Genomic DNA, 26,124 nt, shown 5'->3' with positions numbered 1-26,124 from the left:
CTACGGAAGCATCCAGCCCAGCACCGGTGTGGACTGCAGGAAGACGATCACACACAGGATCAGCAGCAGGCCAACGCTCCAGCCCAGGACTTTGCGGAACAGGACGGACTCCTGCCCGCTCATGTTCACGGCCGCTGCACCGATGGCCAGGTTCTGCGGGCTGATCAGCTTGCCCATCACCCCGCCGCCGGTGTTTGCTGCCACCATCAGCTTGGGATCAATGCCGGCCTGAGCGCCGGCCGTTTCCTGCAGCTTGGCGAAAAGGGCGTTGGCGGAGGTATCCGAGCCGGTGACGGCGGTGCCGATCCAACCCAGAACGGGGGAGAGGAACGCGAAGAAGGCGCCGGTGCCGGCAAGCCAGGTGCCGATGGAAACCGTTTGTCCGGAGAAGTTCATGACGTAGGCCAGTGCCAGCACCGCAAGGATGGTCATGGCGGCCGAGCTCATCCGGACCGCGGTGCGGCCAATTTCCGCGACGGCGGTTCCCATGGCCAGCGGATACCGTCCTCCGTCAGTGAACCGCGAGTACACCAGTGCCACAATCAGGCCGCTGATCAGCAGCAGGGTGCCCGGACTGATCAGCCATTCGAAGTTGTAGATGGTGGAGGACTGCCGCTGTCCGCTGCTGTCCAGCAGGGCATCGTGAAGCACCGGCCAGGGAATCTTGATGTTGGTCCGGGCCAGGGCTTCGGGGATGTCCACGCCCCACCGCCACAGGTTCACCACGCCAAAGATGACAATCACCGTCACATAGGGAAAGAGGGCCATCCAGGCGCGGCCGGGCGTGAGCCGGTCCGCAGCCGTGTCGCTTTCCGCGGTGCCGATACTGGAGGAGCCGGACCCCGACGGCGTCCAGCCCGAGGCCCGGGCCGCCGCGAGTTCGGTTTTCATTCGGGCGCCGGCTTCCTCCCCGTTGCGGGGGTGCCAGAGGCGCAGGAAGCCCACCGCCACAACCATGGCGATGAGCGACGCCACGATGTCCGTGAGCTCGTAGGAGAAATAGTTTGAGCACAGGAACTGGGTGATGGAGAAGACGACGCCGGTGACCAGGGCTACCGGCCAGCAGTCCCGCAGCCCCCGGGCCCCGTCCAGGATGAACAGCAGCACCAGCGGAATGAAGAAGGCCAGCAGCGGTGTCTGTCGTCCCACTACGGAAGCGATTTCCTCCCCGGTGTAGTTGGTGAGGTTGGCGGCGGTGGTGATGGGAATGGCCAGCGCGCCGAACGCGACCGGTGCGGTGTTGGCCACCAGCACCGCGGTTGCCGCCCGGACAGGGGCAATCCCCAGCGCCAGCAGCATGGTCACCGTGATGGCCACCGGTGCGCCGAAACCGGCCAGGGCCTCCAACAGGCCGCCGAAGCAAAAGGCCACCAGGATGGCCTGGACGCGCAGGTCTCCGCCACCCACGGCGTCGAACACCCGGCGCAGATCCTCGAACCGTCCGCTGAGCACGGTGACCTGATACAGCCACACGGCCATGACAATGATCCAGACAACCGGAAAGAGGCCGAAGGCAGCGCCCTGCGTGGCCGACAGCAGCACCAGCCCAGCCGGCATGCCGAAACCAAGGACCGCGATGAGCAGAGCGGACAGCAGCGCCCATGCCCCGGCCACATAGGCCTTGGCTTTGGCCAGTGCCAGCAGCAGGAAAAACACGAGCAGGGGGACGAGGGCCAGCAGTGCGGACAGCGTGATGCTGCCGGCTACCGCGTCGGTGGAAGGAGTGAAGCTCTCCATGGATACCTCCGGTCGCGCCGGATTCGCGGCGCCAAGGGAAAACACGGCCTGGCCGGGCGCCGGAGCTCGCAAAAGCGGCAGGCTCGTCCACTCAAAAGCGTAGGCCGGTCCGGTGCCCCCGTTGAGGGCTGCCGGCGAAACAGCTGGCGCTGATGCCTAAATAGCTGACGGCGGCGAGGGCTGGAGCGGGTCGGTGTACCAGCCGCGGGCCAGGTAAATGTCCCGGTAGGAGCCGCGGTCCACGTCGAGGTCCTCGCGGCGGGTCAGCCCGGCGGCCAGCGCCGTGTGCTGGGAGCCAATGTTGTCCGCGGTGGTGTACGCGATGACCGGCAGTCCCGGAAGCAGCTTTTCCGCAAGCCGGACCGCTTCCCTGGCGCCTTCCGTTGCGTACCCCTGACCCCATACCTCCGGGACGTAGCGGTAGTACAAGTTCAGGGCCGGGCGGGACTGGACAAGCCGGTGCGACAGCCCGGTGAAACCAATGAGCGACTGCGGGTCATCGCGCGTGGAAACGGCCCACACACCGAAGCCGTGGCGGTACCAGTGCAGCCCAATCTCATGGAAGATCCTCGCCGAGGACGCCCGGGTCACGGTGCGCGGGGCCGGGTGATGAATATTGGTCCGGGGGTCCGTATGCAGGTCCAGGGCGGCGGCTTCGTCGGATCCCTCCGGCCGCCGCAGGATCAGCCGGTCGGTGTGGACCGGCGTCCAGTTGGCAACGTCCTGTGATGGCATGGGTCAACTTTAAGGCAGGAACGGCGTCGGGTGAACTAAACCGGGGCCTATCCTGCCTCGGCCCCGGCGGCACCTGTGGTTACGTCCGCTCCGCGCTCGCGGTGGTGCCGCACGTAGCCTGCCACTGCCACAGCGATGGACAGCGCGGCCGAGATGGCCAGCCCCAGCCACAGGTCGACCTTCAGCGCGGCAGCCCCGGCGAGGGCTCCGGCCAGGATCAGCCCAATGGCCAGTGCACGCCGCTGCCAGAACTTGCTCTGGCCGCCGGCGAGCCTGGAATCGGAAGCCAGGCCGGTGATGGTGGAGGTGACCACCACGGTGGTTATCTCGGCTACCTTCAGCCGTTTGGCGGTGGCTGCCTGAACACCCATGACCGCTGCCATGGTGGATGTGGTGATGCTGCCGAGGATTTCGTTGCCCTGGACGTCGGCCACGGCCACGAAGATTGCCAGCGCGGTCAGTCCGCCGGCCACCACGGTCAAGGCGATGGAGGTCCGCCCGGACCAGCCCTCCGGTCCCTTGCGCAGCATGCGTCCGGCCAGTGCCGCGCCGAGCATGAAGAAGACCAGTGCCAGGGCGGGCCGCAGGATTGGCAGGTCCGACCCGCCGGCAAAGGCCATGCCCAGGAGGACGACGTTTCCCGTCATGTTTCCGGTGAAGACCCGGTCAAGGCCGAGATAGCCCACGGCGTCAACAACTCCGGTGGAGAACGTCAGTGCCAGCATCAGCCACAGGTGGACGCGGTCGGTGGGCACCGCATTCAATCGCTTCACGGGCAGTCTCCTCTGAGTATTTATTTCGGCGCAGTTAATAAAGCGTGAATTGGTAACTGTATACGAATCAATAGGTGTAGCTTCGATTGTATTCAACCGGCCTGCTCCAATGTGAGGATTGCCATGGCACCCATTTTCTCCCCGAGCCCATCGAAGGGCAGGCCTGGCGGCCGCTCGCTGCCAGCTGCCGCGGCCGCAGTTCTCGCGCTCGGCCTGACGGCTTGCGCGCCCATCCAGGCGCTGGAGCCCGCACCGGAACGTGAAAACGTTCCGTCCGTCGAGCTTGAAGGAAAGACCGTTGTCGACGGCGGAAACCTGGTGATGGCGCTGTCCGCTGAACCGGACAGGCTTGACCCCACCACGTCATCTTCCCTCTATACGCGCTATGTCATGCAGACCATGTGCCAAAAGCTCTACGACATCGACGCCGAAGGCACCCTTGTTCCGCAGCTGGCAACTTCGCTGCCGGATATTTCCCCCGATGGACTCACCGTCAGCATCCCGCTGCGCTCCGACGCTGTCTTTGCGGACGGCACGCCATTCAACGCTGAAGCCGCCCGCATTACTCTCGACCGTCACCTGAACCTGGAGGGCTCCACCCGTAAGGGCGAGCTCGGTCCGATCAGCAACATCGCCGCGGTCGAAGACAACGTGCTCCGGATCAGCTACGAAAAGCCGTTTGCGCCGCTGACCGCAGCACTGGCGGACAGAGCCGGCATGATGCTGTCGCCTGCCGCGCTGGAGCAGGCCGGTGATGCCTTCGGCGACCACCCGGTTTGTGTTGGACCCTTCAAGTTCAAGGAACGCGTCCCGCAGACCAGCATCAGCGTCGAGCGTGATCCGCTGTATTACGACGCAGAGAGCGTTCATCTGGACAGCATTGACTACCGCATCATGACCGACGCCAACATCCGCGCCGCAAACCTCCGCTCCGGGGACGTACAGGTGGCGGACACCATTTCTCCCCAGGACGTGGATGCCCTCGTGAAGGAGAAAGGGCTGGGCGTGCTGCAAATCGGTTCGCTGGGGTACCAGGCGCTTACGGTGAACATCGGCAACGTGGACGGCACCGGCGAGCCGCCGGGAACCATCGACACGCCGCTGGCCATGGATCCGGCTGTCCGGACGGCACTGTCCATGTCGATCGACCGCGAGGCCCTGGTCAACACTGTGTTCAACAGCTGGTACGAGCCGGCATGCTCGCCCATTTCCCCGGACAGTCCCTACGCCTCGGCCATGAGCGGGGACTGTGTTGAGTTTGATCCGGAAGGGGCGCGCCGGCTGCTGGAGGAAACCGGAGTCCAGCTGCCGTATCCAATCACCCTGCAGGTGACCAACTCGCCGGACACGCTGCGCTACGCACAGGCGCTGCAGGCCGCGGTGGCCGAGGGTGGATTTGAGCTGACCATCCAGCCGGTGGAGTACTCCACCCTCCTGGATGTGCAGACCCGGGGAGACTTCGACTCACTGCAGCTGGGATGGTCCGGCCGCATCGATCCGCACGGCAACATGTCCAACTTCCTCAAAACCGGCGGCGGCAACAATTACTCGGGGTATTCCAACCCGGAGGTGGACAGACTGCTCACTGAGGCCGCCCAGACCAATGACATGGAGACCCGGACCCGCCTTTACGGCGAGGTGGTGAAACAGGTCCACGTGGACAATCCCATTCTGTATCTGTACCGGGTGCGCAGCCTCACCGGTTACACCGACAACGTCGCCGGCATCGCCACCTATCCCGACGGCGTGGTCCGGCTTGGCGGCGCTGCATTCGTGGAAGAGGAGGGCTAGGCCGTGATCCGCTATCTTGGCACCCGGCTGTGGCAGTCGGCGGTGACGCTGATCCTGGCGTCCCTGGTGATTTTTTTCGGTGTCCGGCAGCTGCCCGGGGACCCGGCCCTGGCCATGGCGGGGGAGGAAGCAACCCCCGAGCAGGTGGAGGCCGTCCGTGAACAGCTGGGCCTGAACGAATCCATGATCACCCAGTACCTGAAGTTCGTGGGGAACATGTTCCGCGGCGATTTCGGCAACTCCACCAGGACCGGAACACCCGTGACGGACCTGATCGCCACCACCCTGCCGGTCACCCTGTGGCTGTCCGCCTACGCCATCGTCGTGGCCGTGATCGTGGGCATCCTCTTCGGAGTTATCGCCGAACGCTACCGGGGCCGCTGGCCGGAATGGGGTGCCAACGGCTTCGCCCTTATTGGCCTGTCCGTTCCCAACTTCTGGCTTGGGATCCTGGCCATCCTTTACCTGTCAGTGAACCTGGGTTGGTTCCCGGCATCCGGTTACGTGGACATTGCCGAAGATCCGCTGCGCGGGTTCTACTACCTGACCCTGCCGGCGCTGATCCTCGGGACCGGGCTGGCGGCGGTGATTATGCGTCAAACCCGGGCTTCCATGATCGAGACCATGAGCACCGATTATGTCCGGACCGCCCGCGCCAAAGGCCTGAGCCGCGGCCGGGTCCTGATGCGGTACGGCCTGCGCAACTCACTGATCGTGGTGGTGACCATTGTCGGACTCCAGCTGGGCGGGTTGATCTCCGGGGCTGTGGTGACGGAGCGGATCTTCGCCTTGCCCGGCTTCGGCAAGCTCACCCTGGACGCGGTGTTCACCCGTGACTATCCCGTCATCCAGGCCGTGGTGCTGATCATCACCGTGGCCTACATTGTCATCAACCTGGCGGTGGACATCCTGTACTCCCTGATCAATCCGCGTATCCGAGTCGGAGGAAGCAACTGATGACCGTTACCGAGACTGTCCTGCCCCCCACCCCGCAGGGCGCCGACCAGGGCCTGGGGTCCGGACGCGGAAGGGTCCTGAAATCCCTGCTGCACAACCCCCTGGGCCTGACCGGTGGAATCCTGCTGGCGCTCGTCGTCGCCGCCGGGCTGCTGGCTCCGGTCCTGGCGCCATACAGTCCGTCCCAGGTGCACTTCGAAACACCCTTCCAGAAGCCCGGCACCATCGGGTTCCTCCTGGGCACCGATGACCTGGGCCGCGACATCCTGTCCCGGCTGCTGTTCGGCATCCGGGCATCCCTCCAAGTGGGAGCGCTGTCCGTGGCCCTGGCCGTGGTGATCGGCACTCCGCTCGGGCTGCTGGCCGGTTACTGGCGGTGGCTGGACGGCATCATCTCGCGCCTGACCGACGTGACGCTGGCGTTTCCCTTCCTCATCATCGCCGTCGGGCTCGCTGCCATCAGCGGTCCCAGCCTCACCAACGCCGCCGTCGCCCTGGGCATTGCCCAGGTCCCGACAATGATCCGGGTGGTGCGCGGCGAAACGCTGAGGATCAAGGAAAGCGACTTTGTGCTCGGCGCCAAGAGCATGGACGCGTCCGGGCTGAGGATCATCTTCTCCCATGTGCTTCCCAACGCCGCCTCAGCCATCATCGTGCAGGCCACGGTGATCATGCCGGTGGCGGTGATCGGGGAAGCCCTGCTGTCCTTCCTGGGGCTGGGCATCCAGCCGCCCACCCCCAGCCTGGGGATCATGCTCTCGGACGCCCAGCAGTACATCTTCCGTTCACCCACCGCAGCCATCTTCCCCGGGCTGGCCATCGCTGCCATCTGTCTCTCGTTCAACCTCTTCGGGGACGCCCTGCGTGATGCCCTCGACCCCACCAACTCGAGCCGAAAGTGACCCCCGCACCGTGACTTACACAGCACCCGATTCCTTCACCACGCGTCCCACGCTGCAGGGCACCTTCGGCATGAGCGCGTCCACGCACTGGCTGGCGACGGCCTCAGCGCAGGCCGTCCTGGAGCGCGGCGGCAACGCCTTCGACGCCGCGGCGGCCGCCGCCTTTGTCCTGCATGTGGTGGAACCCCACCTGAACGGACCGGGCGGGGACATGACCGGAGTCTTCGTGACCGCCGACAATCCATCTGAACCGGTGGTCCTGATGGGCCAGGGTGTGGCGCCGGCGGCGGCAACGCCTGAGCACTACCGTTCGGAGGGCCTGGAACTGGTGCCCGGCGCCGGCGCCCTGGCAGCCGCCGTGCCCGCCGCCGTCGACGCATGGCTGATGCTGCTGCGGGACCACGGCACCTGGGAGCTGACCGATGTGCTCGCGTTCGCCGTCGGCTACGCCCGCAACGGCCATCCCGTGGCGGGCCGGGTGGGAACCACCATCACCTCCGTGGCCGACCTCTTTACCGAGCACTGGCCCACATCGGCCGCCCTGTGGATGCCGGACGGACGGATTCCGGCGGACGGGGAAGTCATCCGCAACGAGGCCTACGCAGCCGTGCTGGACCGGCTGGCGGCAGCCGGATCTGCGGAAGCAACCCGTGAAGAGCGCATTGATGCGGCACGCCGTGAATGGCGTGAGGGATTCGTGGCGCAGGCCGCCGTGGAGTTCCTGTCCGTTCCGCACCGGCACTCCTCCGGCTCGGACCACGCCGGGATCATGACCCTGGCGGACTTCGCTGCCGGCAGCGCAAGCTATGAACCGGCCCTCACCTACGAGTTCCGGGGACACACCATCGCCAAGACCGGCCCCTGGGGACAGGGACCGGCACTGCTGCAGACGCTGGCGATCCTGGCCGGCTTCGAGGACGAATATCTGGACCCGTCCACCGAACTGGGGGCCCACACCATCCTGGAAGCCCAGAAACTGGCGATCGCGGACCGCGAGGCCTACTACGGCGACGCCGACGTGCCCATGGACTACCTGCTCAGCGAGGAATACGCCGCACAGCGCCGCGCACTGATCACCGATCAGGCATCGCACGAATTCCGGCCCGGGGCGGTTCCGGGCCACACACCGTTCCTTCCGCCGCTGCGCACCGAGTACTTTGCGCCGGCCCTGGCCGGACAGGGAGCCTTCGCCGGTGTGGGCGAACCAACGGTGATGCCCACGGGGGAAACCCGGGGCGACACCTGCCACGTGGACGTCGTGGACCAGTGGGGCAACATGGTCTCGGCAACGCCGTCGGGCGGCTGGCTGCAGTCCTCGCCGACCATCCCTGAACTGGGGTTCTGCCTGGGATCGCGCCTGCAAATGACCTGGCTGGAAGAGGGCGCTCCGTCAACGCTCGCGGCCGGGAAACGGCCGCGCACCACCCTGACCCCCACTTTGGTGCTCAAGGACGGCAAGCCTGTGACCGCCCTGGGGTCCCCGGGCGGCGACCAGCAGGACCAGTGGCAGCTGCTGTATCTGCTCCGCACGCTCGTGGGCGGCTATTCGCCGCAGCAGGCTGTGGACGCGCCCGCCCTGCACACCACCTCCATCCCCGGTTCCTTCTATCCGCGCACGTGGACGCCCGGCGGCGCGGTGGTGGAGGACCGGCTGGGAGATGACGTCATTAACGGGCTGGAACGCCGCGGCCATGTTGTCACACGCGCCGGAGACTGGGCGCTTGGACGCCTGTCCTCGGTGGTCAGCGACCCCGAAACCGGCCTGTTGAAGGCCGCCGCCAACCCACGAGGAGCGCAGGGATATGCAGCAGGACGCTAAGACATCACCGGATCAGCAGGAAACGCTGCTGGCCATCCGTGACCTCGAGGTCAGCTTCTCCGGAACCCCGGTGCTGCACGGCATCAGTTTGGACCTGCGCCGCGGCGAGCGGGTAGCCATCGTGGGCCAGTCCGGGTCCGGCAAGTCCACCACCATCGCGGCCGTGCTGCGGCTGCTGCCCGGAGGCGGACGGATCACGGGCGGTTCCATCCTGCTGGAAGGGGATGACCTGGCCTCTGCCCCGGAATCGCTGATGCGCGGCATCCGCGGCCGGCGCATCGGACTGGTGCCGCAGGATCCCATGTCCAACCTGAACCCGGCCATGAAAGTGGGCGCACAAATCGCCGACGCCCTGGTGGCCAACGGGCTGCCCGGCGTCTCCGACAAGAGTTCCGCCGGCGTCAAGGCACGCGCCGTCGAGCTCATGGCCGAAGCGGGAATTCCCGACGCCGAGCGCCGCTACGGCCAGTACCCGCATGAATTTTCGGGCGGCATGCGCCAGCGCGTGCTCATCGCGATCAGCCTGGCCGGTGATCCGGAACTGCTGATTGCCGACGAGCCGACGTCGGCCCTGGACGTCACCGTCCAGCGGCAGATCCTGAACCACCTGCAAAAGCTCGTGGAGGCGCGGGGGACCACCCTGCTGTTTATTACCCACGACCTCGGACTCGCGGCGGACCGCACCGACCGCATCATCGTTATGGCGGATGGGCGGATCGTGGAGGAAGGAACTCCGCGGCAAATCCTGCTGGATCCCCGGGAGGCCTATACCAAGACCCTGGTGGAGGCGGCGCCGTCCATCTCGGCAGCCCTGTCCCCTGAGGACTCCTCCGCCGCGGCCGGACCGGAGGAGCCGGGCGGAAGCCCCGTGGTCCAGGTTCAGTCCCTGGTGAAGGAGTTCAAGCTGCGCGGCCAGCGTGGATCGATGGTGAAAGCCCTGGACGATGTGTCCTTCAGCGTCCAGAAGGGAACCACCACCGCCGTCGTTGGGGAATCAGGGTCAGGCAAAACAACGGTTGCCCGTATCCTGCTGGGTTTGGAGACTCCCACCAGCGGCGAGGCCCTGGTGAGCGGGCAGTCCATTTCGGCGGCCAGCGGACCGGAACGGCGGAAGCTGCGGCGCATGGTGCAGCCCGTGTTCCAGGATCCCTACGGATCCCTGGACCCGACCTACAGCATTGAGCGGCTGATCGATGAACCGCTGCGCATCTTCGGCATTGGCGACCGGGTCAGCCGCCGCAACCGGGTGGCCGAGCTGCTGGACCAGGTGGCCCTGCCGCGCGGAATTGCCCAGCGGCGCCCCAACGAGCTCTCCGGCGGTCAACGCCAGCGGGTGGCCATTGCCCGGGCCCTGGCACCGGAACCGGAACTGCTCATCTGCGACGAGGCGGTGTCCGCGCTGGATGTGCTTGTCCAGGACCAAATCCTGTCCCTGCTGGCGGACCTGCAGGACAGACTTGGCCTGACCTATCTGTTCATCACCCATGACCTCGCAGTGGTGCGGCAAATTGCACATAATGTAGTAGTCATGAAGACCGGAAAAGTCATTGAAAGCGGTACCGCGGACCAGGTTTTCCTGGCCCCGCAGCAGGACTACACCTCCGAGCTGCTCAGCGCGATTCCAGGAGCGGCATTTGCCCGCTGAACCGGCAGTCAGCGACAGTGCCCTTCCCAAAGAGCGGATCGAGGACGAAATCCGGCGGGACATCATTTTTGGTGTCCTGACTCCGGGCAAGCGCATCACCGAGGCCGCCCTGGCCCGGAAGTACGGCAGCTCGCGCGTCCCGGTCCGGGAAGCGCTGCGCACGCTCGAAGCAGAGGGTTTTGTTGAGTCCCGGCCGTATGCGGGTTCCACCGTGTCCAACATTCCGCTGGAGGAGGCGGATGACCTCTTTGCCGTGCGGACGGTTGTCGAGACGGCCACCGCCCGCCGGGCTGCCGAACGCGCCGCCCGGCAGCTGTCAGCAGGAGCGCCCGACGACGAGTGGTGGACTTTCCGGGGCCGGATCGCCGAGATCCTTGCGGCCGGAGACCAGGCCGTAGCCGAGGGGACGCTGGAGAAACTGCCCGAACTCAACGTTGCGTTCCATCTGGCGGTGGCGGAGCTTGCGGAGAGCCGGTCTCTGACGGCGCTGCTGCGCCAGCTGGCAGGAAAGATCGAGTGGCTTTACGCGGCCGACGTTGATAACCGCGGCAAGGATTCATGGAGCGAGCACCGGCTCATCATGACAGCCGTCGATTCCGGCGACGCCGTGCGGGCGCAGGAGCTGATGGCTGCCCACGTCACCCAGTCCCGGTCCGGCTACCTGAGCAGGTTCACCCCGGCATCCCCCAAGGACTAAGAGCCACCACACGCGAGATGGCGGAAACTGCTGCTCCGGGCGTCCGGAACAGCAGTTTCCGCCATCCTTGCGGGATCGGTCCAAGGCGGGATCCGGTCCGGGGGAGGACCAGTCCCGGCTAGGCCGCGGCTGCAGCCGAGCCGCTGCGCGCAATCCGCCGGCGCTGCCACACGGTCCAGGCCAGCCAGATGCCCCAGACCAGCAGCAGCACCGCGGCACCGGCGATGGCGGTGGACCAGCTCAGCGGACCGGTCCGCCCGGCGATAACCAGGAAGCCCCACCAGGACACCGCGGCAACGGCCAGCAGGTTGACGAGCGGTGCCAGGACGGCGGCTCCGCTGCGCGTCCGGACCGCGGTCACCACCACGTCGGCGGCCATGAGCACCGCCACGGCGCAGACGGTTCCGGCGGTGAAGGCCGCCACCTCGGGGGACACATCACGGTTGGCAAACCACAGAATAAGCAGGATGACGGATGCGGCCAGCGCCAGGGCCTCAAGGACCGCCGCCAGGAGGTTCAGCCCCCGCAGCTGGCGGTCGCTGTCCCTGCGTTTGCCAGGGATGAACCCCCAAGCCGTCCGCCGGAAGTAGGCCGAGGCAAGGTTGGCGAAGAGCAGCAGCGAACCGGCGGCGATGAACGGAATGACAAAACTGTTGGTCACGACCCACATCAGGGCTGCCGCGGCGGCAAACACCTGCGGTGATCCCAGGATGCCGAGCACCCAGGAAATGATGAACGGCTGCCGGGCCGGTTCAACATCCAGCGGATGGACCAGATAGTGGGTTTGCGCGTCCGGCAGTGAGACGCGCTCATTGATCGATTTCACGGGGACCTCCAGGGAACAGTGTCCAGGTGCGGGCCACGCAGGCCACCCCGGGCGATTTCGTATATTTTCTGCCGGGACACACCCAGCTCTTCAGCCACCGTGACCGCGCTGAAGTCCTCCAGCAGGTCGGCGGCGGCGACGGACCGTATGCCGGATGCCCTGCGGCCGAGCTGCGCGGCCAGGGCTCCAACTTCGGCGGCAAGCAGCGCCACGGCGAGGGTTCCCCCAAAGGGGGTTGCCCAGCCCGGTTCGCCGGCGGAGGCTGCCGCGTACAAGCGGTCTCCGCCGTCGGCCAGCACTGATTGAACGTGTGCCGCTGACAATCCTGCGGCTTCGAAACGGGCGGCGGCGGCGGCACGTTCCTCCTGCGGCCGGTGGGATAAGGCGCTGTCCCACGAGGCTTCGTCCGGAGTGGATGCCCTGCTGTCATCCCGGGGGTGACTGTTCATGGTTAGAGTGTGCGCGCCCCTGCGGGTCCTGTAAACCCCTGGGTGACAATTTTTTTCGCACCGGTGGCTACGGCGGTTCCGGGGGCGGGCGGTCGGCGCAGCGCCGGTGCCGTTCCCATGCCTGTGGCCCACGCCTACCATTTCTAGGAAGGGGGATCCCTCCAACCGTGAGCGAGGCTCGAGCCATGGCCAACATCACCACCAGACCGGTTACCAAGCTGGGAATTGTCGGCGCGGGGAGCGTGGGAACGTCCCTTGCCTACGCCGCCATCATCCGCGACGCCGCGCGGGAAATTGCCATCTACGACATCGACGCCGTCCGGGCGGAGGCTGAGGGCCTGGACCTGGCGCACGGCACGCAGTTCACCGGCGCCAACACGGTCACCGGCGGCGGAAACATTGAGGCGCTCGCCGGCTCGGACGTCATCGTCATTACCGCCGGAGCGCGGCAGAAGCCGGGGCAAACACGGCTTGAGCTGGCCGGGGTGAACGTGGACATCATTTCAAAGCTCATGGTCCAGCTCATGGAGCAGGCTCCGGACGCCGTTTACATTGTGGTGACCAACCCCTGCGACGTGCTGACCGTGGCCGCCCAAAAGGTCTCCGGGCTGCCGCGGAACCGGATCTTCTCCTCCGGGACGGTGCTGGACACCTCCCGCCTGCGGCTGCTGCTGGCCCGCGAAGCGCACGTGCTGATGACAAGCGTGCACGCCACCATCATTGGTGAGCACGGTGACTCGGAATTTCCGGTGTGGTCCAGCGCCTCGATCGGGCCGGTCCCCATCCGGGACTGGCAGATCAGCGGCCGGCAGGTCTTCACCCAGGAGTACCTGGATGCGGTGACTGACGACGTCGTCAACGCGGCGTACCGGGTCATCGAGGGCAAGGGTGCCACCAACTACGCCATCGGCTTGGCCGGGGTGAGGATCGTGGAGGCGGTCATGCAGGCGCAAAATGCCGTGCTGCCGGTCTCGGCCACGCTGCAGGGGGAGTACGGCATCAGCGGGGTGGCGCTGTCGCTGCCCTCGATTGTCGGCATCAACGGGGTGTACGGAATGCTGGAGATGCCCCTGGATGAGACCGAAACCAAGAAGCTGCAGGACTCCGCGGAGACCCTGCACGGCACTCTTTCACAACTTGGTGTTGAGGGACCGTGACCGGAGTCCTGAGGGCAGGAGCCTTAACGCGCACGACGGCGGGGAACTCCCTGAATCCGGGAGTTCCCCGCCGTCGTGGCCTGCTTGTCCAGCCTGTCCTGCCGGCAGCCTCCAGCGCGGATGCGCCGTCAGGCGCGCGCGGAGCTAGGCGCGGGCGGGCTCTGCCGGTACGGCGCCGTCCTTGGAAATTCGCACGGCGTCGTCGAATTCGGCGTCGATCTCAGCGGACGGCTTGTAGGTGAACCTGCTGACCACCACGGTCAGCAGCAGGTTGATCAGGAAGCCCGGGATGATCTCGTAGACATCGCCCAGGACGCCCGGCATCTCGAAGGTGCCCCACAGGAACGCAACGAGCGCGCCGGCGATCATGCCGGCCAGTGCACCGGCGGTGGTGAGGCGGCGCCAGTAGAGCGCCAGCAGGATAGTGGGGCCGAACGCCGCACCGAACCCGGCCCAGGCAAAGCCCACCAGGTCCAGGATCGAGGCGTTGCGGTCCAGGGCAATCAGGATCGAAACGACCGAGACCACCAGCACCCCCAGGCGTCCGAGCATGACCATGGACTTCGGAGAAGCGTCGCGCTTCAAAGCGATCTTGTACAGGTCCTCCACGAGCGCCGAGGACGTCACGATCAGCTGCGAGGAAATGGTGCTCATAATCGCGGCCAGCACTGCTGCCAGCACAAACCCGGCGACCAGCGGGTGGAAGAAGATCTGCGACAGCTCCAGGAACACAGCCTCGGGATCAGAGATCGAAAGGTTGTTCTGCTGGAAGTACGCGGCACCGATCAGCGCCGTCATGAGCGCGCCAAGCACGGTCAGGAGCATCCAGCCAACACCAATGCGGCGTCCGGCTTTGGCATCGGCGGGGGAGCGCAGCGCCATGAAGCGGACAATGATGTGGGGCTGGCCGAAGTAGCCCAGGCCCCAGGCCAGGGCGGAGATGATCCCGACGGCGGTGCCGCCGGCAATCGGATCCAGCATGTCCGGGTTGATTTCGCGCAGGGAATCGGTCATGCCGCCCAAGCCGCCAACTTGGCCCAGACCCACCAGCGGCACGAGAACCAACGCGGCCAGCATCATCAGGCCCTGCACGACGTCGGTGTAGCTGGCGGCGAGGAAGCCGCCGAAGAGGGTGTAAGCGATGGTCACGCCGGCCACGATCAGCATGCCCAGCAGGTAGGAGGAGCCGAAGGAGCTCTCGAAGAAGACACCACCGGCCACCATGCCGGAGGATACGTAGAACGTGAAGAACACCAGGATGATCAGGCCCGAGACCACGCGCAGCACGCGGGAGCGGTCCTTGAGCCGGTTCTCCAGGAAGCTGGGAACGGTGATGGAGTTATTCGACACCAGAGTGTAGGAACGAAGCCGCGGGGCAACGAACTTCCAGTTCAGCCACGCGCCGGCAGTGAGGCCAACGGCGATCCAGCCCTCCACCAGACCGGAGACGTAGATGGCACCCGGCAGGCCCATCAGCAGCCACCCGGACATATCGGATGCGCCGGCACTCAGCGCGGCCACTCCCGGCTTGAGGTCCCGTCCAGCCAGCATGTAGTCGTCGAGGTCGGTGGTGCGCCGGTAGGCCCACCAGCCAATCGCCAGCATGGCGAGCATGTAGATCGCCATGGCGATCAGCTTGTACGTCTGGTCAGTCATTGTTTTTCTTAGCCGTTCACTCTGGTTACGTATCGCGGTCCGGCCCGAAGGCCCGTCCAAGTATGCCAACGGTCACACCGGCCGGGAAATCGAGTGCTCACCGTGCCAGAGGTCAACGGAAGCTGCGGAGTGCTCCGACCGGCGTCAGAACCCCTTCCGCGGAGGCATCATAGCTTCCTGGGGAGCCGGATCCGGATCGGACCCCTGGCAGTTGCCGGGTCGATCACCTCGCCGCGCTGGGTAATCTCCACATCCCCGCGCTCCATGAGCCGGGCGGCCGCCTGCCGGGCCGGCTCCATCAGCGGCCGCCAATCGTCGGGTTCAACCGCACGGGCCGCATCGGAGGGGCAGATGCTGGAGGTCTCCGCGCGGGCAGCCAGCAGTGCCAGGATGGTCTCTTCCAAGTGCCGGTCCCGGTTGTCCATCCCATCATTCTGCCCCGGCAGGCCGGCATTGCCTCCCGTCAAAGGAAGAACCGGGGAGGGGATCCCCGAACCGGACCCGGCGGGCCACACTGGAGAAGAGGCTTCCGCTGATCGAGAGGAAACGCCATGGGCGATCCGGTATCTCCGCAGGGCTCCGACAATGAACTGCTGATGGTCCGGGACTTCCCGGTTTCCCAGCGGGATGTTTACGAAGCCTGGACCACCCTGTCCCGCGCCACCGACTGGTGGGGACCCGAGGGCTTCATTGTTCCGGCGGACCGCGTGAGCATCGACGGGCGGGTGGGCGGGACCTACCGTGCGTGCATGGTCAACACCATCACCGGTGACGAGCTGTGGTGGGGAGGCACCCTCCAGGAGCTCGATCCGCCAAACCACCTGGCCATGACGCAGGAATGGCAGGCCGCGGACGGAAGCGCGGCAAGCGCGGAAACCCTGATCAGCGTTGACTTGGCTGCGCACGACGACGGGACGCGCATGACGTTTCGGCAAGGCCCTTTCTCAGACCGCCGGGACATCGAAGGGCACCAGGCGGGGTGGAACTCCTCTTTTGACCGGCTGTCACGCTATCTTGCGCGGCACCGCAGCGGATAAGCGGCAGAGTCCGCCGCCGTCGTCGTCCGCGGTGTGCCCTCTCACCTGACGGGCGTGAAATAAGGCAGCGGTCTTTGCGGTTGCACCTTACTAACGTGTCCGGGCAAACGGCTTGGGACACCTGCGCAACGAAAGGCTCCAACTTTTATGACTGTCCCGCTTTCGATCCTCGATCTGGCCATCATCGACGAGGGCGAAACCGCGCGCGATTCCTTCGCGTCCAGCCTGGCCCTGGCCCAGCACGCCGAAAAGCTGGGCTACACGCGCATTTGGTACGCCGAGCATCACAACATGCCCACCATCGCTTCATCAGCCACGAGTGTCCTGGTGGGGTACATCGCCGCCAACACGTCCACCATCCGCCTGGGGGCCGGGGGAGTCATGCTCCCCAACCATGCGCCGCTGACCATTGCCGAGCAGTTCGGCACGCTGGAAACCCTCTTCCCCGGCCGGATTGACCTGGGCCTCGGCCGGGCGCCCGGGAGTGATCAGAAGACGATGCGCGCGCTGCGACGCGATCCCATGTCCTCCGACAGCTTCCCGCAGGACGTCCAGGAGCTGCAGGGCTACCTCACCGGCAACACCCTGATCCCCGGCATTGAAGCCACCCCGGGCAAGGGCACCAACGTGCCGCTGTACATCCTGGGATCGTCGCTGTTCGGAGCCAAGCTCGCTGCTGCGCTGGGGCTGCCGTACTCCTTTGCTTCGCACTTTGCTCCGCAGGCGCTGCAGGACGCCGTGGCCATCTACCGCCGCGACTTCCGCCCGTCCGAGCAGCTGGCCGAGCCGTATGTGATTGCCGGAGTCAACGTCATCGCCGCGGACACCACGGAAGAAGCACGGCAGATGTTCGAGGATGGACAGCGCCGCCGGGTCACCCAGCTCTTTGGCCGGGACCGGACGTTCACTCCCGAGGAAGCCGACCTCATCCTGGAATCCCCGGGCGGCCAGCAGGTGAAGCAGATGGGCCGTTACTCCGCCGTCGGCACACCCGCCGAGGTCCGCGAGTACCTGGACTGGTTCACCACGCACGCGGACGCCGACGAGCTGATTGTTGCCACCCAGACGCCGACCCTCGAATCACGGCTGCACTCGTTCGAGCTGCTGGCCGCAGAGACGCAGCTGGCGAAGGCCTAAAACCCGGCCCAAGGTCCCGGGTGGCACGCCGGCCACCCGGGACCGGAGCATCCGGGCCTGTGCCAGAATCGAACCATGATTGAGACACCGCAGGTCATCCAATGCTCCGTTGGCATGCGCTGGGGCGACATGGATGCCTACGGCCACGTGAACAACGTGGAGATACTCCGGATCCTGGAGGAAGCCCGCATCCATGCCTTCGGGCCGCCCGGCGGCACCGGAGGGCCGGGCCGGGAGCCGGTGGTTGCCCTCTTTAATAACGTGCCTGCCGGCACGCAGGCCCTGGTCGCTGAACATCGGGTGAAATACCTGTCACCACTGACCTATCGGAACATTCCGGCCGACATCGCCGTATGGATCAGCGCGCTCAAGGGCGCCAGCCTCACCATTGCCTATGTCATCCGCGACCCGGTAACCGGACAAACGTGTGCCAAGGCGGAAACCACCCTTGCCTTCGTCGACGGCGGTACCGGCAGGCTCCTGCGGATTGCCCCCGAGCAGAAGGACCTCATGCTGCCCTATCTTGGCGCGTCGGTCTTCTAGCTTCCGACCCTGTCGCCGGCATCGCAGCCCGGCTAGCCTTTTTCTGTCGGACACAGCTTTTAATCGGACACAGTGGCTGCCGGTGCCTCCCCGAAACACACCCAACATCCCCGGCCATCACCCCTGCCGCTGAACGTCCGGAACCGGGAACACGGTTCCATCCGTTCAACATGAGGAGTATGGCCGTGTGGCAAAACCTCGGAATCTCGCCGCTGGAAGCGCTCTCGGTGGTCCTGTCGGCCATTGGCATATATGCAGCCTTCTTCGTCCTCATTCGAATAGCGGGCCAGCGTACCCTAGCCAGTTGGTCCACCATGGACAAGGCAATTGTGATTGCCTTCGGCTCGGTGCTGGGGCGCGTTGTCCTGGGGAACACACCCACCCTGCTGGCCGGAATTATTGGCCTGGTCACCATGATCGCCCTGTTCCAGGTGGAGGCCGTGCTGCGCCGGACCAAGCGCGGCGCGTACCTGTCGAGTCAACCGATCCTCCTCATGGCCGGGGAAGATGTTGTCCAGTCCGGGTTGGATGCCGCCCGCATTCAGGAAGACGAGCTGTACTTCAAGCTGCGGCAGGCCGGCATCAGAAACTTCTCCGAAGTGGCCCTGGTCATCCTGGAACCGACGGGCGACGTCAGCGTGCTGCGCCGTGGAGAGCTGATCAATCCGGTGCTGCTGCGTCGGATCAGGGACAAGAGTGCCATTCCCGCCCATCTGCTGATGCCCGGATAGCGGGGCGGGGCATCTCCCGGGGGCCCGTGAATCCGGCTCTGAACCCGGCTCTGAACCCAGCTCCCGCCGCGCGCCAGTACTGGAAAAAACGGCCCGGGGAATGACCGGTTATCCCTTTGGGCAAAAGTGGTGTAGAGTCTTACTCAGTTGTTGGTTGTTGCGCATTTTGTATTTCAAGTGGCGAAACCCCAAACGGGCTAGCCGCTTTTTCTGTAGAAGCGGTAAAAGGCACACCGCGACTGAAGCTCCCCGAAAGTCGGGATTATGCTTCACTCCAGAAGGAATATTAAAATGGCTACAGGTACCGTAAAATGGTTCAACTCCGAAAAGGGCTTCGGCTTCATCGAGCCCGATGACGGCAGCGCCGACGTGTTCGCTCACTACTCCGCTATCAACTCCAATGGTTACAAGTCCCTGGACGAGAACCAGAAGGTTAGCTTTGATACCGAGCAGGGCCCCAAGGGTCCCCAGGCTACGAACATCCAGGCGCTCTAATTTAGAGACTTTGGTTCAGTACTTGTACTGATCTGCCTTACAAAAGCAGGACGGGTTTCCCGTCCTGCTTTTGTGTTTAACCGGCGGCCATGTGCGGCGTGCTGCGCACGGCTTCCCACTGTTTGAGCATTCCCGGGGCGGGTGTGGCACCAACCGTCACAGCAGCCACACAGGGTGGGAACCCGTGCCGGCCCTCTGCGGCTTGACTCCCAGCACACCGCCCGGCCTGGTCGGCGGTACTCCGGCGGCGCCCGCCCGGAATGTCGGACTCACACAATCCGGACGGGAAGCCCCGTGTGTCAGTCGCGGGCGCGCAGCGCACTTTCACGCAGATACTGCTCCACCCGGGTGTAAGCGTCACGGGTGAGCGCCTTCCAAAGCTCCACGGCCAGGCGCGGGTTTTCCGCTTCAAGGGAATCCATGGCATCCGCGGTGAGGATCTTGAGCCGGACATGGCCGCCTGCCTTCACCGTGGTCTCCTGCCGCTTGTCCGTACCCAGGGCCATTTCCCCGAACGTCATGCCAGGACCCAGGGTGGTGAGCTTGATCCGGGAACCGTCAGGCGCGGGCATCGATGTGGCGATGGTGCCCGAAACGATGAAGAACACTCCGCCGAACCGCTGTCCGACCCGCCGGACCACATCGCCGTCGTCGTACTCCCGTTCCTCCATCCGGTCCTGGACCGCTTGGGCGTCCTCGGGGGACAGCTGGTTCAGGGCCGGAGAATCAATGGGCTCCATGACGTCGGGCATGACCAACTCGGTCCCGTAGGTATCAATGAGCCTGCTCTCGCAGTATTCGACGGCGGCATTGCGGGTGGGGAAGGAGGGGACCTCCAGTCCGCGGCCGGCCAGATCGTCAGTGACGGTTCCCTCGCCGTCCACCAGCACCAGCCCGCGGCCGCTTTCGGCGAGCATCTCGGCGGACTCGGCGAACAGCCGGAGCGCCACCTCGGACACTTCATCGACGCTGCGCAGGTCAAGAACCACAATTTCGGTGTCCTCGTCCAGGCTGGACAGGGCGCGGACCACGGACTCAGCGCCGGCGAAGAGCAAATCGCCGTTGAGCTCCAGGACCTGCGCCCGGTGGCCGTGGCCCCGCAGCACCTCGGTGGCTTCGTCGGTGCGCCGCACTCCGGACGGTGCGGCCGTTATGTCATAGACATTGCGGATGGCCGAGCGGCCGGTCCGTGCCGCCCGCACAAAGTGCAGCTGCATGTCGTGCGAGATCCGCTGGCTTGTGGCCACCCCGCGGACACTTGATCCGTGCGCATCCAGCGGAGGCGAGTAGACAGCAAGCCCCACCTGTCCCGGCAGTACGGCAATGGTTCCGCCGCCCACCCCGGATTTGGCCGGCATGCCGACGCTGGAAAGCCAGGCGCCGGCGTCGTCGTACATGCCGCAGGTGGCCATCACCGAGAGGACGCGTTCAACCGACACGATATCCAGCACCTGGTCGCCCGAGAGCGGGTTCCGCCCGCTGTTGGCCAGCGTGGCAGCCATCATGGACAGGTCCAGGGCGTTAACCATTACCGAGCACTGGCGGAAATAGTCCTTGATGACCGGGGTGGGGTCGGACTCGATGATGTCGAAGGACCGCAGCAGGTAGGCCAGCGCGTGGTTGCGGTGCCCGGATTTCAGTTCGGACCGGTAGATGCGTTCGCTGACGGACAGCTGGCGTCCCGCGAAGGCGGAGTACGTGTTGAGGATCCGGTTGAAGCGGGTGATCCCGCCGGAACCGCGGACCAGGGAGGTGGCGGTGAGGGCACCGGCGTTGATCATGGCGTTGGCCGGGCGCCCCGTGCCTTCGGCCAGGGACATTTCGTTGAAGGAATCCCCGGAAGGTTCCACGTCCACTTTCGCGTCCACCGCCTCCATTCCGCGGTCCGCCAGGGCCAGGCCGTAGGTGAAGGGCTTGGAGATGGACTGGATGCTGAACTCTTCCCGGGTGTCGCCGATTTCGTACACGTACCCGTCGGCTGTTGCCAGCGCTATGCCGAAGTTGTCCGGATCCACGTTGGCCATGGCCGGAATGCTGCTGTAGGGCTTGCCGTCCTTCAGCTCCGCGATTTCGGCGTGGATTTGTTCCAAGTAGGTTTTGATGGGAGAAGGCATGGGCGGGAAGGCGGAGGACGCCGGCTCCCGGGATGAACCCGAGGCGGCGGAAACGGTTGCAGAACGCATACCTTCAGCTTAACGAGTAGTACGGTTCATGGGGTGCCGCGCCCGGGGGGCCCTGTGTATACTGGACGAAGTTGTAGCGTTGGGCATTCTGTGTTCAAGCGGCGAAGCCCACATCAAGGGCCAGCCGCTTTTTCTATAGGTTGCCGCATACGGCGCCGCAGCGTGAAACTCCTCGAAGGTCGGGGGTGGTTTCTTTAGAAGGATGATTAAAAATGGCAACAGGTACCGTGAAATGGTTCAACTCCGAAAAGGGCTTCGGCTTCATCGAGCCCGATGACGGAAGCGCCGACGTTTTCGCTCACTACTCCGCTATCAACTCGAGTGGCTACCGCTCCCTCGAAGAGAACCAGAAGGTTAGCTTCGACACCGAGCAGGGCCCCAAGGGTCCCCAGGCCGTAAACATCCAGGCCCTCTAAATCTAGATTTGGGTTCCTTCGGGAACGGCTTGAATAAGATGCAGGACGGGAATTTTTCCCGTCCTGCTTCTGCGTTAAGCGATCCGGGCGAAAAGCGGCTTCAGCCATAAAGTCGGGCAGCAGCCCAGGGCAGGAAAAACGGGTCTAATCCTCGCTCATGAGTGCGCTGAGTGCCTTTTTACCGCGGTTATCCAAAGAGTGGGCAAAATGGTCCGAGATAGCCCGGCGGGCATGCGTGCCGGCGGCCGCGCTGTTTCCCGCGGTGATGGCTTCAAGGAGGACTCTGTCGCTGGCAGCCGACTCTTCCATGGCGCGGCGGGGATCCGGAGCCAGCGAAATCCGGTCATTCATCAGGCCAAGGATCGCCGCTGACACGGCCTGGCCGCTGGTTTGAAGGAGAATGTTCCGGCTTGCTTCCCAAACGGCGGTGTGAAAGTCCAGATCCGCACGATTGAAGCAGTTGGCATCGTGTACAGCTCCTTCCATGCGGCCGACGGCGGACGCCATGGCTTCCAGCTGATCCTCCGTGTGGAGGGAAGCGGCGAGGCGGCAGGCCGAACTTTCCAGGATGATCCGGAACTGCACCAGATCGGAAAGGGACAGGGCTGCCACGCGCGTGAGGGTGCTGAAGGACCGCTCCAGCGCCTGCCCGGAAAGCGGCAGGACCTCGGGTCCTGTCCGCACCCCGGGGCGCGAAGCGATCAGCCCCCTGCTTTGCAGCACGCGCAGGGCCGCCTGGACAGTGGGGCGGCTGACGGAGAACTGGGTCACCAGCTCACGCTCGCTGGGCAGATGCTGTCCCGGTTCCAGCGTGCCGGAGAGGATGGCTTCTTCGATCTGCTCGACCACGCGCTCGTAGGTCAGCACGGGCACGGCCGGGGTGAAACTGATCTTGCTCATGCCGTCCTCCGGTGGTGGGGAACTACCGAATGTACCCGCCTGTGGGGAGCGGCGCACGCGTTAGGGGCCCTTTTTGTCACTGGTCTGACCGTCCAACGTGTAGACATATATATGTGCGTGCTGTTGGCTAGACGCCACCGGCGTCCGCGGCACTTTCTTAGAGGAGAATCCTTATGCGACCCACCCACCTCCGGGTACCCGCCGTCATCCTGGCCGCGGCACTTTCCGTCTCGGCATGCTCCGCAGGGTCGGGCGGAACCGAAGCCGCTGAATCCTCGGAGCAGACGGACATCACCGTGGCGCTCACCGGTGAGCCGACCAACCTGGACTTCACCACCACGGCGGGCGCGGCCATTCCCCAGGCACTGATGTCCAACGTGTATGAGGGATTGGTCGAGATCGACCAGGAGGGGAGCATCCAGCCGCTGCTGGCCGAATCGTGGGACATCAGCGATGACCGCCGCACCTATACCTTTAACCTGCGCCCGGACGTCACGTTCTCGAACGGCGAGGCCTTCACCGCGGATGACGTCAAATTCAGCATTGAGCGGGTCCTGTCCGACGCCTGGGTTTCCAGCCTGAAAACGAAGATGTCCGTGGTGGAATCCGTCAACGTCCTCGGCGACACGGAGGTGGAGGTTGTCCTTTCCCGCCCGTCCAACGCCTGGCTCTTTGATCTCGGCACTCCCGTGGGCGCCATGTTCGACGAGAACGGGGTCCAGGACCTTGCCGCCACCGCCATCGGCACCGGCCCTTTCACCATTGAAGCGTGGAACCGCGGTCAGTCCATCGAGATGAAGGCCCGGGACGACTACTGGGGAGAGGCACCGAAGGTCGAGTCGGCAACGCTGAAGTACTTTGCCGACGCCGTGGCCACCACCAATGCCCTCCGCTCCGGAGATGTGGATGTTGTCCACAACATGCAGGCTCCGGAACTGCTGTCATCCTTTGAAAGCGATCCCGCCTACCAGGTGCTGAACGGGACCTCCAACGGCGAAATCATGCTGTCCATGAACAACAAGCGCGCCCCGTTCGACGACGTCCGCGTCCGCCAGGCCGTGCTGCATGCCATCGACAACCAGGCCGTGGTCGACACGGCATGGAGCGGTTACGGCACCCTGATCGGTGCTCCGGTGCCGCCCACCGATCCCTATTACGAAGACCTCAACGGAAAGTACCCCTACGATCCGGAGAAATCCCGGGAGCTGCTGGCCGAAGCCGGTGCGGAAAATCTCAGCATCACCTTCACCGTGCCCACCCGCCCCTATGCCACGGCCGTCTCCGAGATTGTGGTGTCGCAGCTGGCCGAAGTGGGCATCAACGCCACCATCGAATCCGCCGAGTTCCCCGCCGTGTGGCTGGACCAGGTGTTCACCAAGCATGACTATGACATGTCCGTTGTCCTGGCCGTGGAGAGCCGTGACCTGCTGACCATGTTCAACAACCCGGACTACTACCTCGGCTACGACAACTCAGCCATTGCCGAAACGGCGGCCGCAGCCGACACCGCTGACGAAGCGGGCTACATTTCCGGCATGCAGGAAGTGGTGCGCACCATTACCGACGACGCCGCCGCCGAAGTGCTCTTCCTGTTCCCGAACATCGTGGTTGCGAATGCTGACGTCACCGGCATTCCCGCCAACTCAGTCACGGAAGCCCTGGACCTGGGGTCCATCGGCTGGAAGTAGCGCCACCATGGGTCTGAGGCTGCTGATCAACGCAGCACGGTTTGCGGTTACCTTTATTGCGGCGACCGTCGCCGTGTTCTTCTTCATGCGTGCCGTGCCCGGGGATCCGGCACAGATAGCCCTCGGCGTGAACGCAACGCCGGAGCTGCTGGCTGCAACCCGCCGGGAGTTCGGTACGGACCGCCCGCTGGTGGTGCAGTATTTCGACTGGGTACTGGGGCTGCCCCGCGGAGATTTCGGCGTCAGCTACGTGACCCGGCAGGACATCAGCCCCCAGGTCCTGGACCGGGTCCAGGTCAGCCTGATCCTGGTGGGACTGGCGATGCTGGCGGCCCTGCTGATAGCGATTCCTTTCGGCACCCTGATGGCAGTGCGCCACCGGCAGGTCAGCGGCGTCCTGCTCAGCGGCCTGAGCCAGGTGGGGGTGGCCATCCCCGGCTTCCTCGCCGGCATCATGCTGGTTGTCGTCTTCGCGGTGGGACTGGGCTGGTTCCCGGCAAATGGCTGGACGCCGCCGGGCGAGGACTTCGGTGACTTCCTGCGCCGGGTCTGCCTTCCCGTCCTGGCCCTTGCCTCGGTGCAGGGAGCCGTCCTGTCCCGATATGTCCGCTCGGCGGTCCTGGAGATCATGAGCGAGGATTACCTGCGCACCGCCCGCGCCAAAGGGCTGGGCAAGCTCGAAGCGCTCGTGAAGCATGGACTGCGCAACGCGGCCATTCCCGTGCTCACCGTGGCCAGCGTCCAGCTCGCAGCCCTCATCATCGGCGCCGTCGTCATCGAACGGGTCTTCGTCATCCCCGGGTTGGGGTCCATGCTCCTGGACGCCGTGGGCAACCGTGACCTGCTCACGGTCCAATCCGTGGTGATGGTCCTCGTTGCCATTACCCTGATCATCAACCTTGTGGTGGACGTCCTGTACACAGTCCTTGACCCGCGCATCCGAAAGAAGGCCTAGGGCCGTGAGCGACATCGCGCCAATCCCCGCCGGGACCACGGGTTCCCCCCTTCCGGCAGCGGCTGCCCCCACGAAGCGCCGTTTTTCCGCCACCCTCATCGTGGGCTCGCTGCTGGTAGGTGTCGTTGTCCTGGCCGCAGTGATTTCCTTCTTCTGGACCCCGTATGACCCGGTGCGCGCCGTTCCACAGGACCGCCTGCTCAGTTCCAGCGCCGATCACCTCATGGGCACGGACCGCTACGGCCGCGATGTGTTTTCGGGGATTCTGTACGGAGCGCGCATCACCCTGTTCGTGGGACTGATCTCCGTGGGCATCGCGCTGCTGGTCGGCACCCCGCTGGGCATTCTGGCCGGCATGCGCGGCGGAATCACCGAAGAAGTGACCATGCGCGGCACTGACATTCTGCTGGCCTTTCCGGCGCTTCTGGTGGCCATTGTTTTCGGCGCCGTTTTCGGCGCAGGAACCGGAACGGCCATGGTGGCCATCGGCATCGGGTCCATCCCGGGTTTTGCCAGGGTGGCGCGCAGTGGCACCCTGCAGGTGATGAGCACGGAATACGTCCTTGCGGCGCGGGCCTCGAGCCAGCGGGGACTGCGGATTGCCCGCCGGCACGTCCTGCCCAATATCGCCGGCATGGTGGTGGTCCAGTGTTCCGTGACCTTTGCCCTTGCCGTCCTGGCCGAAGCCGCACTGTCCTTCCTGGGACTGGGCACGCCCCCGCCGGTTCCGTCCTGGGGCCGGATGCTGCAGGAGTCCCAGCAGTTCCTCGGCACCCAGCCCACCCTGGCCATCTGGCCGGGAGCGGCCATCGCCGTCGCCGTCCTGGGTTTCAACCTGCTGGGAGACGGACTTCGCGACCGTTTCGATCCGAAACTGAACGGAGGCCGGTAGCCC

25 protein-coding genes are annotated in these 26,124 nt (G+C 65.2%); 16 read left to right on the top strand and 9 right to left on the bottom strand.

Going from position 1 to position 26,124, the window contains the following annotated elements:
• The 3 genes from AAE021_RS11555 to AAE021_RS11545 form a co-directional block, all read right to left on the bottom strand.
• Window positions 1-1,737 (bottom strand): L-lactate permease, encoded by a 1,737-nt coding sequence (locus AAE021_RS11555; protein ID WP_342022475.1) that lies wholly within the window; start codon window positions 1,735-1,737, stop codon window positions 1-3.
• Between the two features lie 156 nt (window positions 1,738-1,893).
• Window positions 1,894-2,472 (bottom strand): GNAT family protein, encoded by a 579-nt coding sequence (locus AAE021_RS11550; protein ID WP_342022474.1) that lies wholly within the window; start codon window positions 2,470-2,472, stop codon window positions 1,894-1,896.
• A 47-nt stretch (window positions 2,473-2,519) separates the two neighbouring features.
• Window positions 2,520-3,245: a YoaK family protein gene (locus AAE021_RS11545; protein ID WP_342022473.1), complete on the bottom strand. Its 726-nt coding sequence runs from the start codon at window positions 3,243-3,245 to the stop codon at window positions 2,520-2,522.
• Window positions 3,246-3,368: 123 nt separating this feature from the next.
• Between AAE021_RS11545 and AAE021_RS11540 the strand changes: the two genes are divergently transcribed.
• The 6 genes from AAE021_RS11540 (at window position 3,369) to AAE021_RS11515 (ending at window position 11,056) form a co-directional block, all read left to right on the top strand.
• Entirely contained in the window at window positions 3,369-5,036 is a 1,668-nt protein-coding gene (locus tag AAE021_RS11540) for an ABC transporter substrate-binding protein (protein WP_342022472.1), read from the top strand.
• 3 nt (window positions 5,037-5,039) lie between these two features.
• The gene (locus AAE021_RS11535; RefSeq protein ID WP_342022471.1) at window positions 5,040-5,993 is read left to right on the top strand and encodes an ABC transporter permease; all 954 of its coding nucleotides are present in this window, start codon (window positions 5,040-5,042) and stop codon (window positions 5,991-5,993) included.
• Complete coding sequence (locus AAE021_RS11530) at window positions 5,993-6,895, top strand: ABC transporter permease (RefSeq protein ID WP_342022470.1); 903 nt, start codon at window positions 5,993-5,995, stop codon at window positions 6,893-6,895. The genes AAE021_RS11535 and AAE021_RS11530 overlap by 1 nt, the downstream gene beginning before the upstream one ends.
• A 70-nt stretch (window positions 6,896-6,965) precedes the next feature.
• A complete protein-coding gene (locus AAE021_RS11525) occupies window positions 6,966-8,714 on the top strand; it encodes a gamma-glutamyltransferase family protein (RefSeq protein WP_425362481.1) in 1,749 nt (582 codons plus the stop codon).
• On the top strand, window positions 8,698-10,359 hold the full coding sequence (locus tag AAE021_RS11520; RefSeq protein ID WP_342022468.1) for an ABC transporter ATP-binding protein: 1,662 nt from the start codon (window positions 8,698-8,700) through the stop codon (window positions 10,357-10,359). Before AAE021_RS11525 ends, AAE021_RS11520 begins: the two co-directional genes overlap by 17 nt.
• Window positions 10,349-11,056: a GntR family transcriptional regulator gene (locus AAE021_RS11515; protein ID WP_342022467.1), complete on the top strand. Its 708-nt coding sequence runs from the start codon at window positions 10,349-10,351 to the stop codon at window positions 11,054-11,056. The genes AAE021_RS11520 and AAE021_RS11515 overlap by 11 nt, the downstream gene beginning before the upstream one ends.
• A gap of 118 nt (window positions 11,057-11,174) precedes the next feature.
• On the opposite strand, the gene AAE021_RS11510 is transcribed toward AAE021_RS11515, so the two are convergent.
• Together AAE021_RS11510 and AAE021_RS11505 are read right to left on the bottom strand one after the other, a co-directional pair.
• Window positions 11,175-11,882: a hypothetical protein gene (locus AAE021_RS11510; RefSeq protein ID WP_342022466.1), complete on the bottom strand. Its 708-nt coding sequence runs from the start codon at window positions 11,880-11,882 to the stop codon at window positions 11,175-11,177.
• Window positions 11,879-12,331, bottom strand: a complete 453-nt coding sequence (locus AAE021_RS11505; protein WP_342022465.1) for a hypothetical protein — start codon at window positions 12,329-12,331, stop codon at window positions 11,879-11,881. The genes AAE021_RS11510 and AAE021_RS11505 overlap by 4 nt, the downstream gene beginning before the upstream one ends.
• Window positions 12,332-12,516: 185 nt before the next feature.
• On the opposite strand from AAE021_RS11505, the gene AAE021_RS11500 reads away from it, so the two are divergent.
• Complete coding sequence (locus tag AAE021_RS11500) at window positions 12,517-13,488, top strand: L-lactate dehydrogenase (protein WP_342025399.1); 972 nt, start codon at window positions 12,517-12,519, stop codon at window positions 13,486-13,488.
• A 144-nt stretch (window positions 13,489-13,632) separates the two neighbouring features.
• Here AAE021_RS11500 and putP read toward each other — a convergent pair whose 3' ends face one another.
• Together putP and AAE021_RS11490 are read right to left on the bottom strand one after the other, a co-directional pair.
• Window positions 13,633-15,144, bottom strand: a complete 1,512-nt coding sequence (gene putP / locus AAE021_RS11495; protein ID WP_342022464.1) for a sodium/proline symporter PutP — start codon at window positions 15,142-15,144, stop codon at window positions 13,633-13,635.
• A 167-nt stretch (window positions 15,145-15,311) separates the two neighbouring features.
• On the bottom strand, window positions 15,312-15,569 hold the full coding sequence (locus AAE021_RS11490) for a DUF3253 domain-containing protein (protein WP_342022463.1): 258 nt from the start codon (window positions 15,567-15,569) through the stop codon (window positions 15,312-15,314).
• 126 nt (window positions 15,570-15,695) lie between these two features.
• Between AAE021_RS11490 and AAE021_RS11485 the strand changes: the two genes are divergently transcribed.
• From AAE021_RS11485 to AAE021_RS11465, 5 genes are all read left to right on the top strand, one after another.
• On the top strand, window positions 15,696-16,181 hold the full coding sequence (locus AAE021_RS11485; RefSeq protein ID WP_342022462.1) for an SRPBCC domain-containing protein: 486 nt from the start codon (window positions 15,696-15,698) through the stop codon (window positions 16,179-16,181).
• A gap of 147 nt (window positions 16,182-16,328) precedes the next feature.
• Complete coding sequence (locus tag AAE021_RS11480; RefSeq protein ID WP_342022461.1) at window positions 16,329-17,318, top strand: LLM class flavin-dependent oxidoreductase; 990 nt, start codon at window positions 16,329-16,331, stop codon at window positions 17,316-17,318.
• A 75-nt stretch (window positions 17,319-17,393) separates the two neighbouring features.
• Window positions 17,394-17,861 (top strand): thioesterase family protein, encoded by a 468-nt coding sequence (locus AAE021_RS11475; RefSeq protein WP_342022460.1) that lies wholly within the window; start codon window positions 17,394-17,396, stop codon window positions 17,859-17,861.
• Window positions 17,862-18,040: 179 nt separating this feature from the next.
• A complete protein-coding gene (locus AAE021_RS11470) occupies window positions 18,041-18,592 on the top strand; it encodes a DUF421 domain-containing protein (RefSeq protein ID WP_342022459.1) in 552 nt (183 codons plus the stop codon).
• A gap of 291 nt (window positions 18,593-18,883) precedes the next feature.
• Window positions 18,884-19,087 (top strand): cold-shock protein, encoded by a 204-nt coding sequence (locus AAE021_RS11465; protein ID WP_104055090.1) that lies wholly within the window; start codon window positions 18,884-18,886, stop codon window positions 19,085-19,087.
• A 299-nt stretch (window positions 19,088-19,386) separates the two neighbouring features.
• On the opposite strand, the gene glsA is transcribed toward AAE021_RS11465, so the two are convergent.
• Window positions 19,387-21,270: a glutaminase A gene (gene glsA, locus AAE021_RS11460; RefSeq protein ID WP_342022458.1), complete on the bottom strand. Its 1,884-nt coding sequence runs from the start codon at window positions 21,268-21,270 to the stop codon at window positions 19,387-19,389.
• 212 nt (window positions 21,271-21,482) lie between these two features.
• Between glsA and AAE021_RS11455 the strand changes: the two genes are divergently transcribed.
• Window positions 21,483-21,686: a cold-shock protein gene (locus AAE021_RS11455; RefSeq protein WP_104055094.1), complete on the top strand. Its 204-nt coding sequence runs from the start codon at window positions 21,483-21,485 to the stop codon at window positions 21,684-21,686.
• A gap of 144 nt (window positions 21,687-21,830) precedes the next feature.
• On the opposite strand, the gene AAE021_RS11450 is transcribed toward AAE021_RS11455, so the two are convergent.
• Window positions 21,831-22,586 carry a FadR/GntR family transcriptional regulator gene (locus AAE021_RS11450; protein WP_342022457.1) on the bottom strand — a complete coding sequence of 252 codons (756 nt, stop codon included), beginning with the start codon at window positions 22,584-22,586 and terminating at the stop codon, window positions 21,831-21,833.
• 173 nt (window positions 22,587-22,759) lie between these two features.
• Between AAE021_RS11450 and AAE021_RS11445 the strand changes: the two genes are divergently transcribed.
• From AAE021_RS11445 to AAE021_RS11435, 3 genes are read left to right on the top strand one after another with little or no spacing between them, the layout of a single operon-like run.
• Window positions 22,760-24,274 (top strand): ABC transporter substrate-binding protein, encoded by a 1,515-nt coding sequence (locus tag AAE021_RS11445; RefSeq protein WP_342022456.1) that lies wholly within the window; start codon window positions 22,760-22,762, stop codon window positions 24,272-24,274.
• A gap of 7 nt (window positions 24,275-24,281) precedes the next feature.
• Window positions 24,282-25,229 carry an ABC transporter permease gene (locus tag AAE021_RS11440; protein WP_342022455.1) on the top strand — a complete coding sequence of 316 codons (948 nt, stop codon included), beginning with the start codon at window positions 24,282-24,284 and terminating at the stop codon, window positions 25,227-25,229.
• A gap of 13 nt (window positions 25,230-25,242) precedes the next feature.
• Window positions 25,243-26,121: an ABC transporter permease gene (locus AAE021_RS11435; protein WP_342025398.1), complete on the top strand. Its 879-nt coding sequence runs from the start codon at window positions 25,243-25,245 to the stop codon at window positions 26,119-26,121.
• Window positions 26,122-26,124: the final 3 nt, after the last annotated feature.

This window comes from Arthrobacter citreus (assembly GCF_038405225.1).
In the GTDB taxonomy this organism is placed as follows: domain Bacteria; phylum Actinomycetota; class Actinomycetes; order Actinomycetales; family Micrococcaceae; genus Arthrobacter_B; species Arthrobacter_B citreus_A.
This window is presented reverse-complemented; position numbering and strand designations above follow the sequence as displayed.

What these genes read in the sequence shown, in the direction of transcription:
- AAE021_RS11555 (WP_342022475.1), bottom strand. Translation starts at nt 1,737, where the DNA reads ATGGAGAGCTTCACTCCTTCCACCGACGCGGTAGCCGGCAGCATCACG.
- AAE021_RS11550 (WP_342022474.1), bottom strand. Translation starts at nt 2,472, where the DNA reads ATGCCATCACAGGACGTTGCCAACTGGACGCCGGTCCACACCGACCGG.
- AAE021_RS11540 (WP_342022472.1), top strand. Translation starts at nt 3,369, where the DNA reads ATGGCACCCATTTTCTCCCCGAGCCCATCGAAGGGCAGGCCTGGCGGC.
- AAE021_RS11530 (WP_342022470.1), top strand. Translation starts at nt 5,993, where the DNA reads ATGACCGTTACCGAGACTGTCCTGCCCCCCACCCCGCAGGGCGCCGAC.
- AAE021_RS11525 (WP_425362481.1), top strand. Translation starts at nt 6,966, where the DNA reads ATGAGCGCGTCCACGCACTGGCTGGCGACGGCCTCAGCGCAGGCCGTC.
- AAE021_RS11520 (WP_342022468.1), top strand. Translation starts at nt 8,698, where the DNA reads ATGCAGCAGGACGCTAAGACATCACCGGATCAGCAGGAAACGCTGCTG.
- AAE021_RS11505 (WP_342022465.1), bottom strand. Translation starts at nt 12,331, where the DNA reads ATGAACAGTCACCCCCGGGATGACAGCAGGGCATCCACTCCGGACGAA.
- AAE021_RS11500 (WP_342025399.1), top strand. Translation starts at nt 12,517, where the DNA reads ATGGCCAACATCACCACCAGACCGGTTACCAAGCTGGGAATTGTCGGC.
- putP (WP_342022464.1), bottom strand. Translation starts at nt 15,144, where the DNA reads ATGACTGACCAGACGTACAAGCTGATCGCCATGGCGATCTACATGCTC.
- AAE021_RS11490 (WP_342022463.1), bottom strand. Translation starts at nt 15,569, where the DNA reads ATGGACAACCGGGACCGGCACTTGGAAGAGACCATCCTGGCACTGCTG.
- AAE021_RS11485 (WP_342022462.1), top strand. Translation starts at nt 15,696, where the DNA reads ATGGGCGATCCGGTATCTCCGCAGGGCTCCGACAATGAACTGCTGATG.
- AAE021_RS11480 (WP_342022461.1), top strand. Translation starts at nt 16,329, where the DNA reads ATGACTGTCCCGCTTTCGATCCTCGATCTGGCCATCATCGACGAGGGC.
- AAE021_RS11475 (WP_342022460.1), top strand. Translation starts at nt 17,394, where the DNA reads ATGATTGAGACACCGCAGGTCATCCAATGCTCCGTTGGCATGCGCTGG.
- AAE021_RS11470 (WP_342022459.1), top strand. Translation starts at nt 18,041, where the DNA reads ATGGCCGTGTGGCAAAACCTCGGAATCTCGCCGCTGGAAGCGCTCTCG.
- AAE021_RS11465 (WP_104055090.1), top strand. Translation starts at nt 18,884, where the DNA reads ATGGCTACAGGTACCGTAAAATGGTTCAACTCCGAAAAGGGCTTCGGC.
- glsA (WP_342022458.1), bottom strand. Translation starts at nt 21,270, where the DNA reads ATGCGTTCTGCAACCGTTTCCGCCGCCTCGGGTTCATCCCGGGAGCCG.
- AAE021_RS11455 (WP_104055094.1), top strand. Translation starts at nt 21,483, where the DNA reads ATGGCAACAGGTACCGTGAAATGGTTCAACTCCGAAAAGGGCTTCGGC.
- AAE021_RS11450 (WP_342022457.1), bottom strand. Translation starts at nt 22,586, where the DNA reads ATGAGCAAGATCAGTTTCACCCCGGCCGTGCCCGTGCTGACCTACGAG.
- AAE021_RS11445 (WP_342022456.1), top strand. Translation starts at nt 22,760, where the DNA reads ATGCGACCCACCCACCTCCGGGTACCCGCCGTCATCCTGGCCGCGGCA.
- AAE021_RS11440 (WP_342022455.1), top strand. Translation starts at nt 24,282, where the DNA reads ATGGGTCTGAGGCTGCTGATCAACGCAGCACGGTTTGCGGTTACCTTT.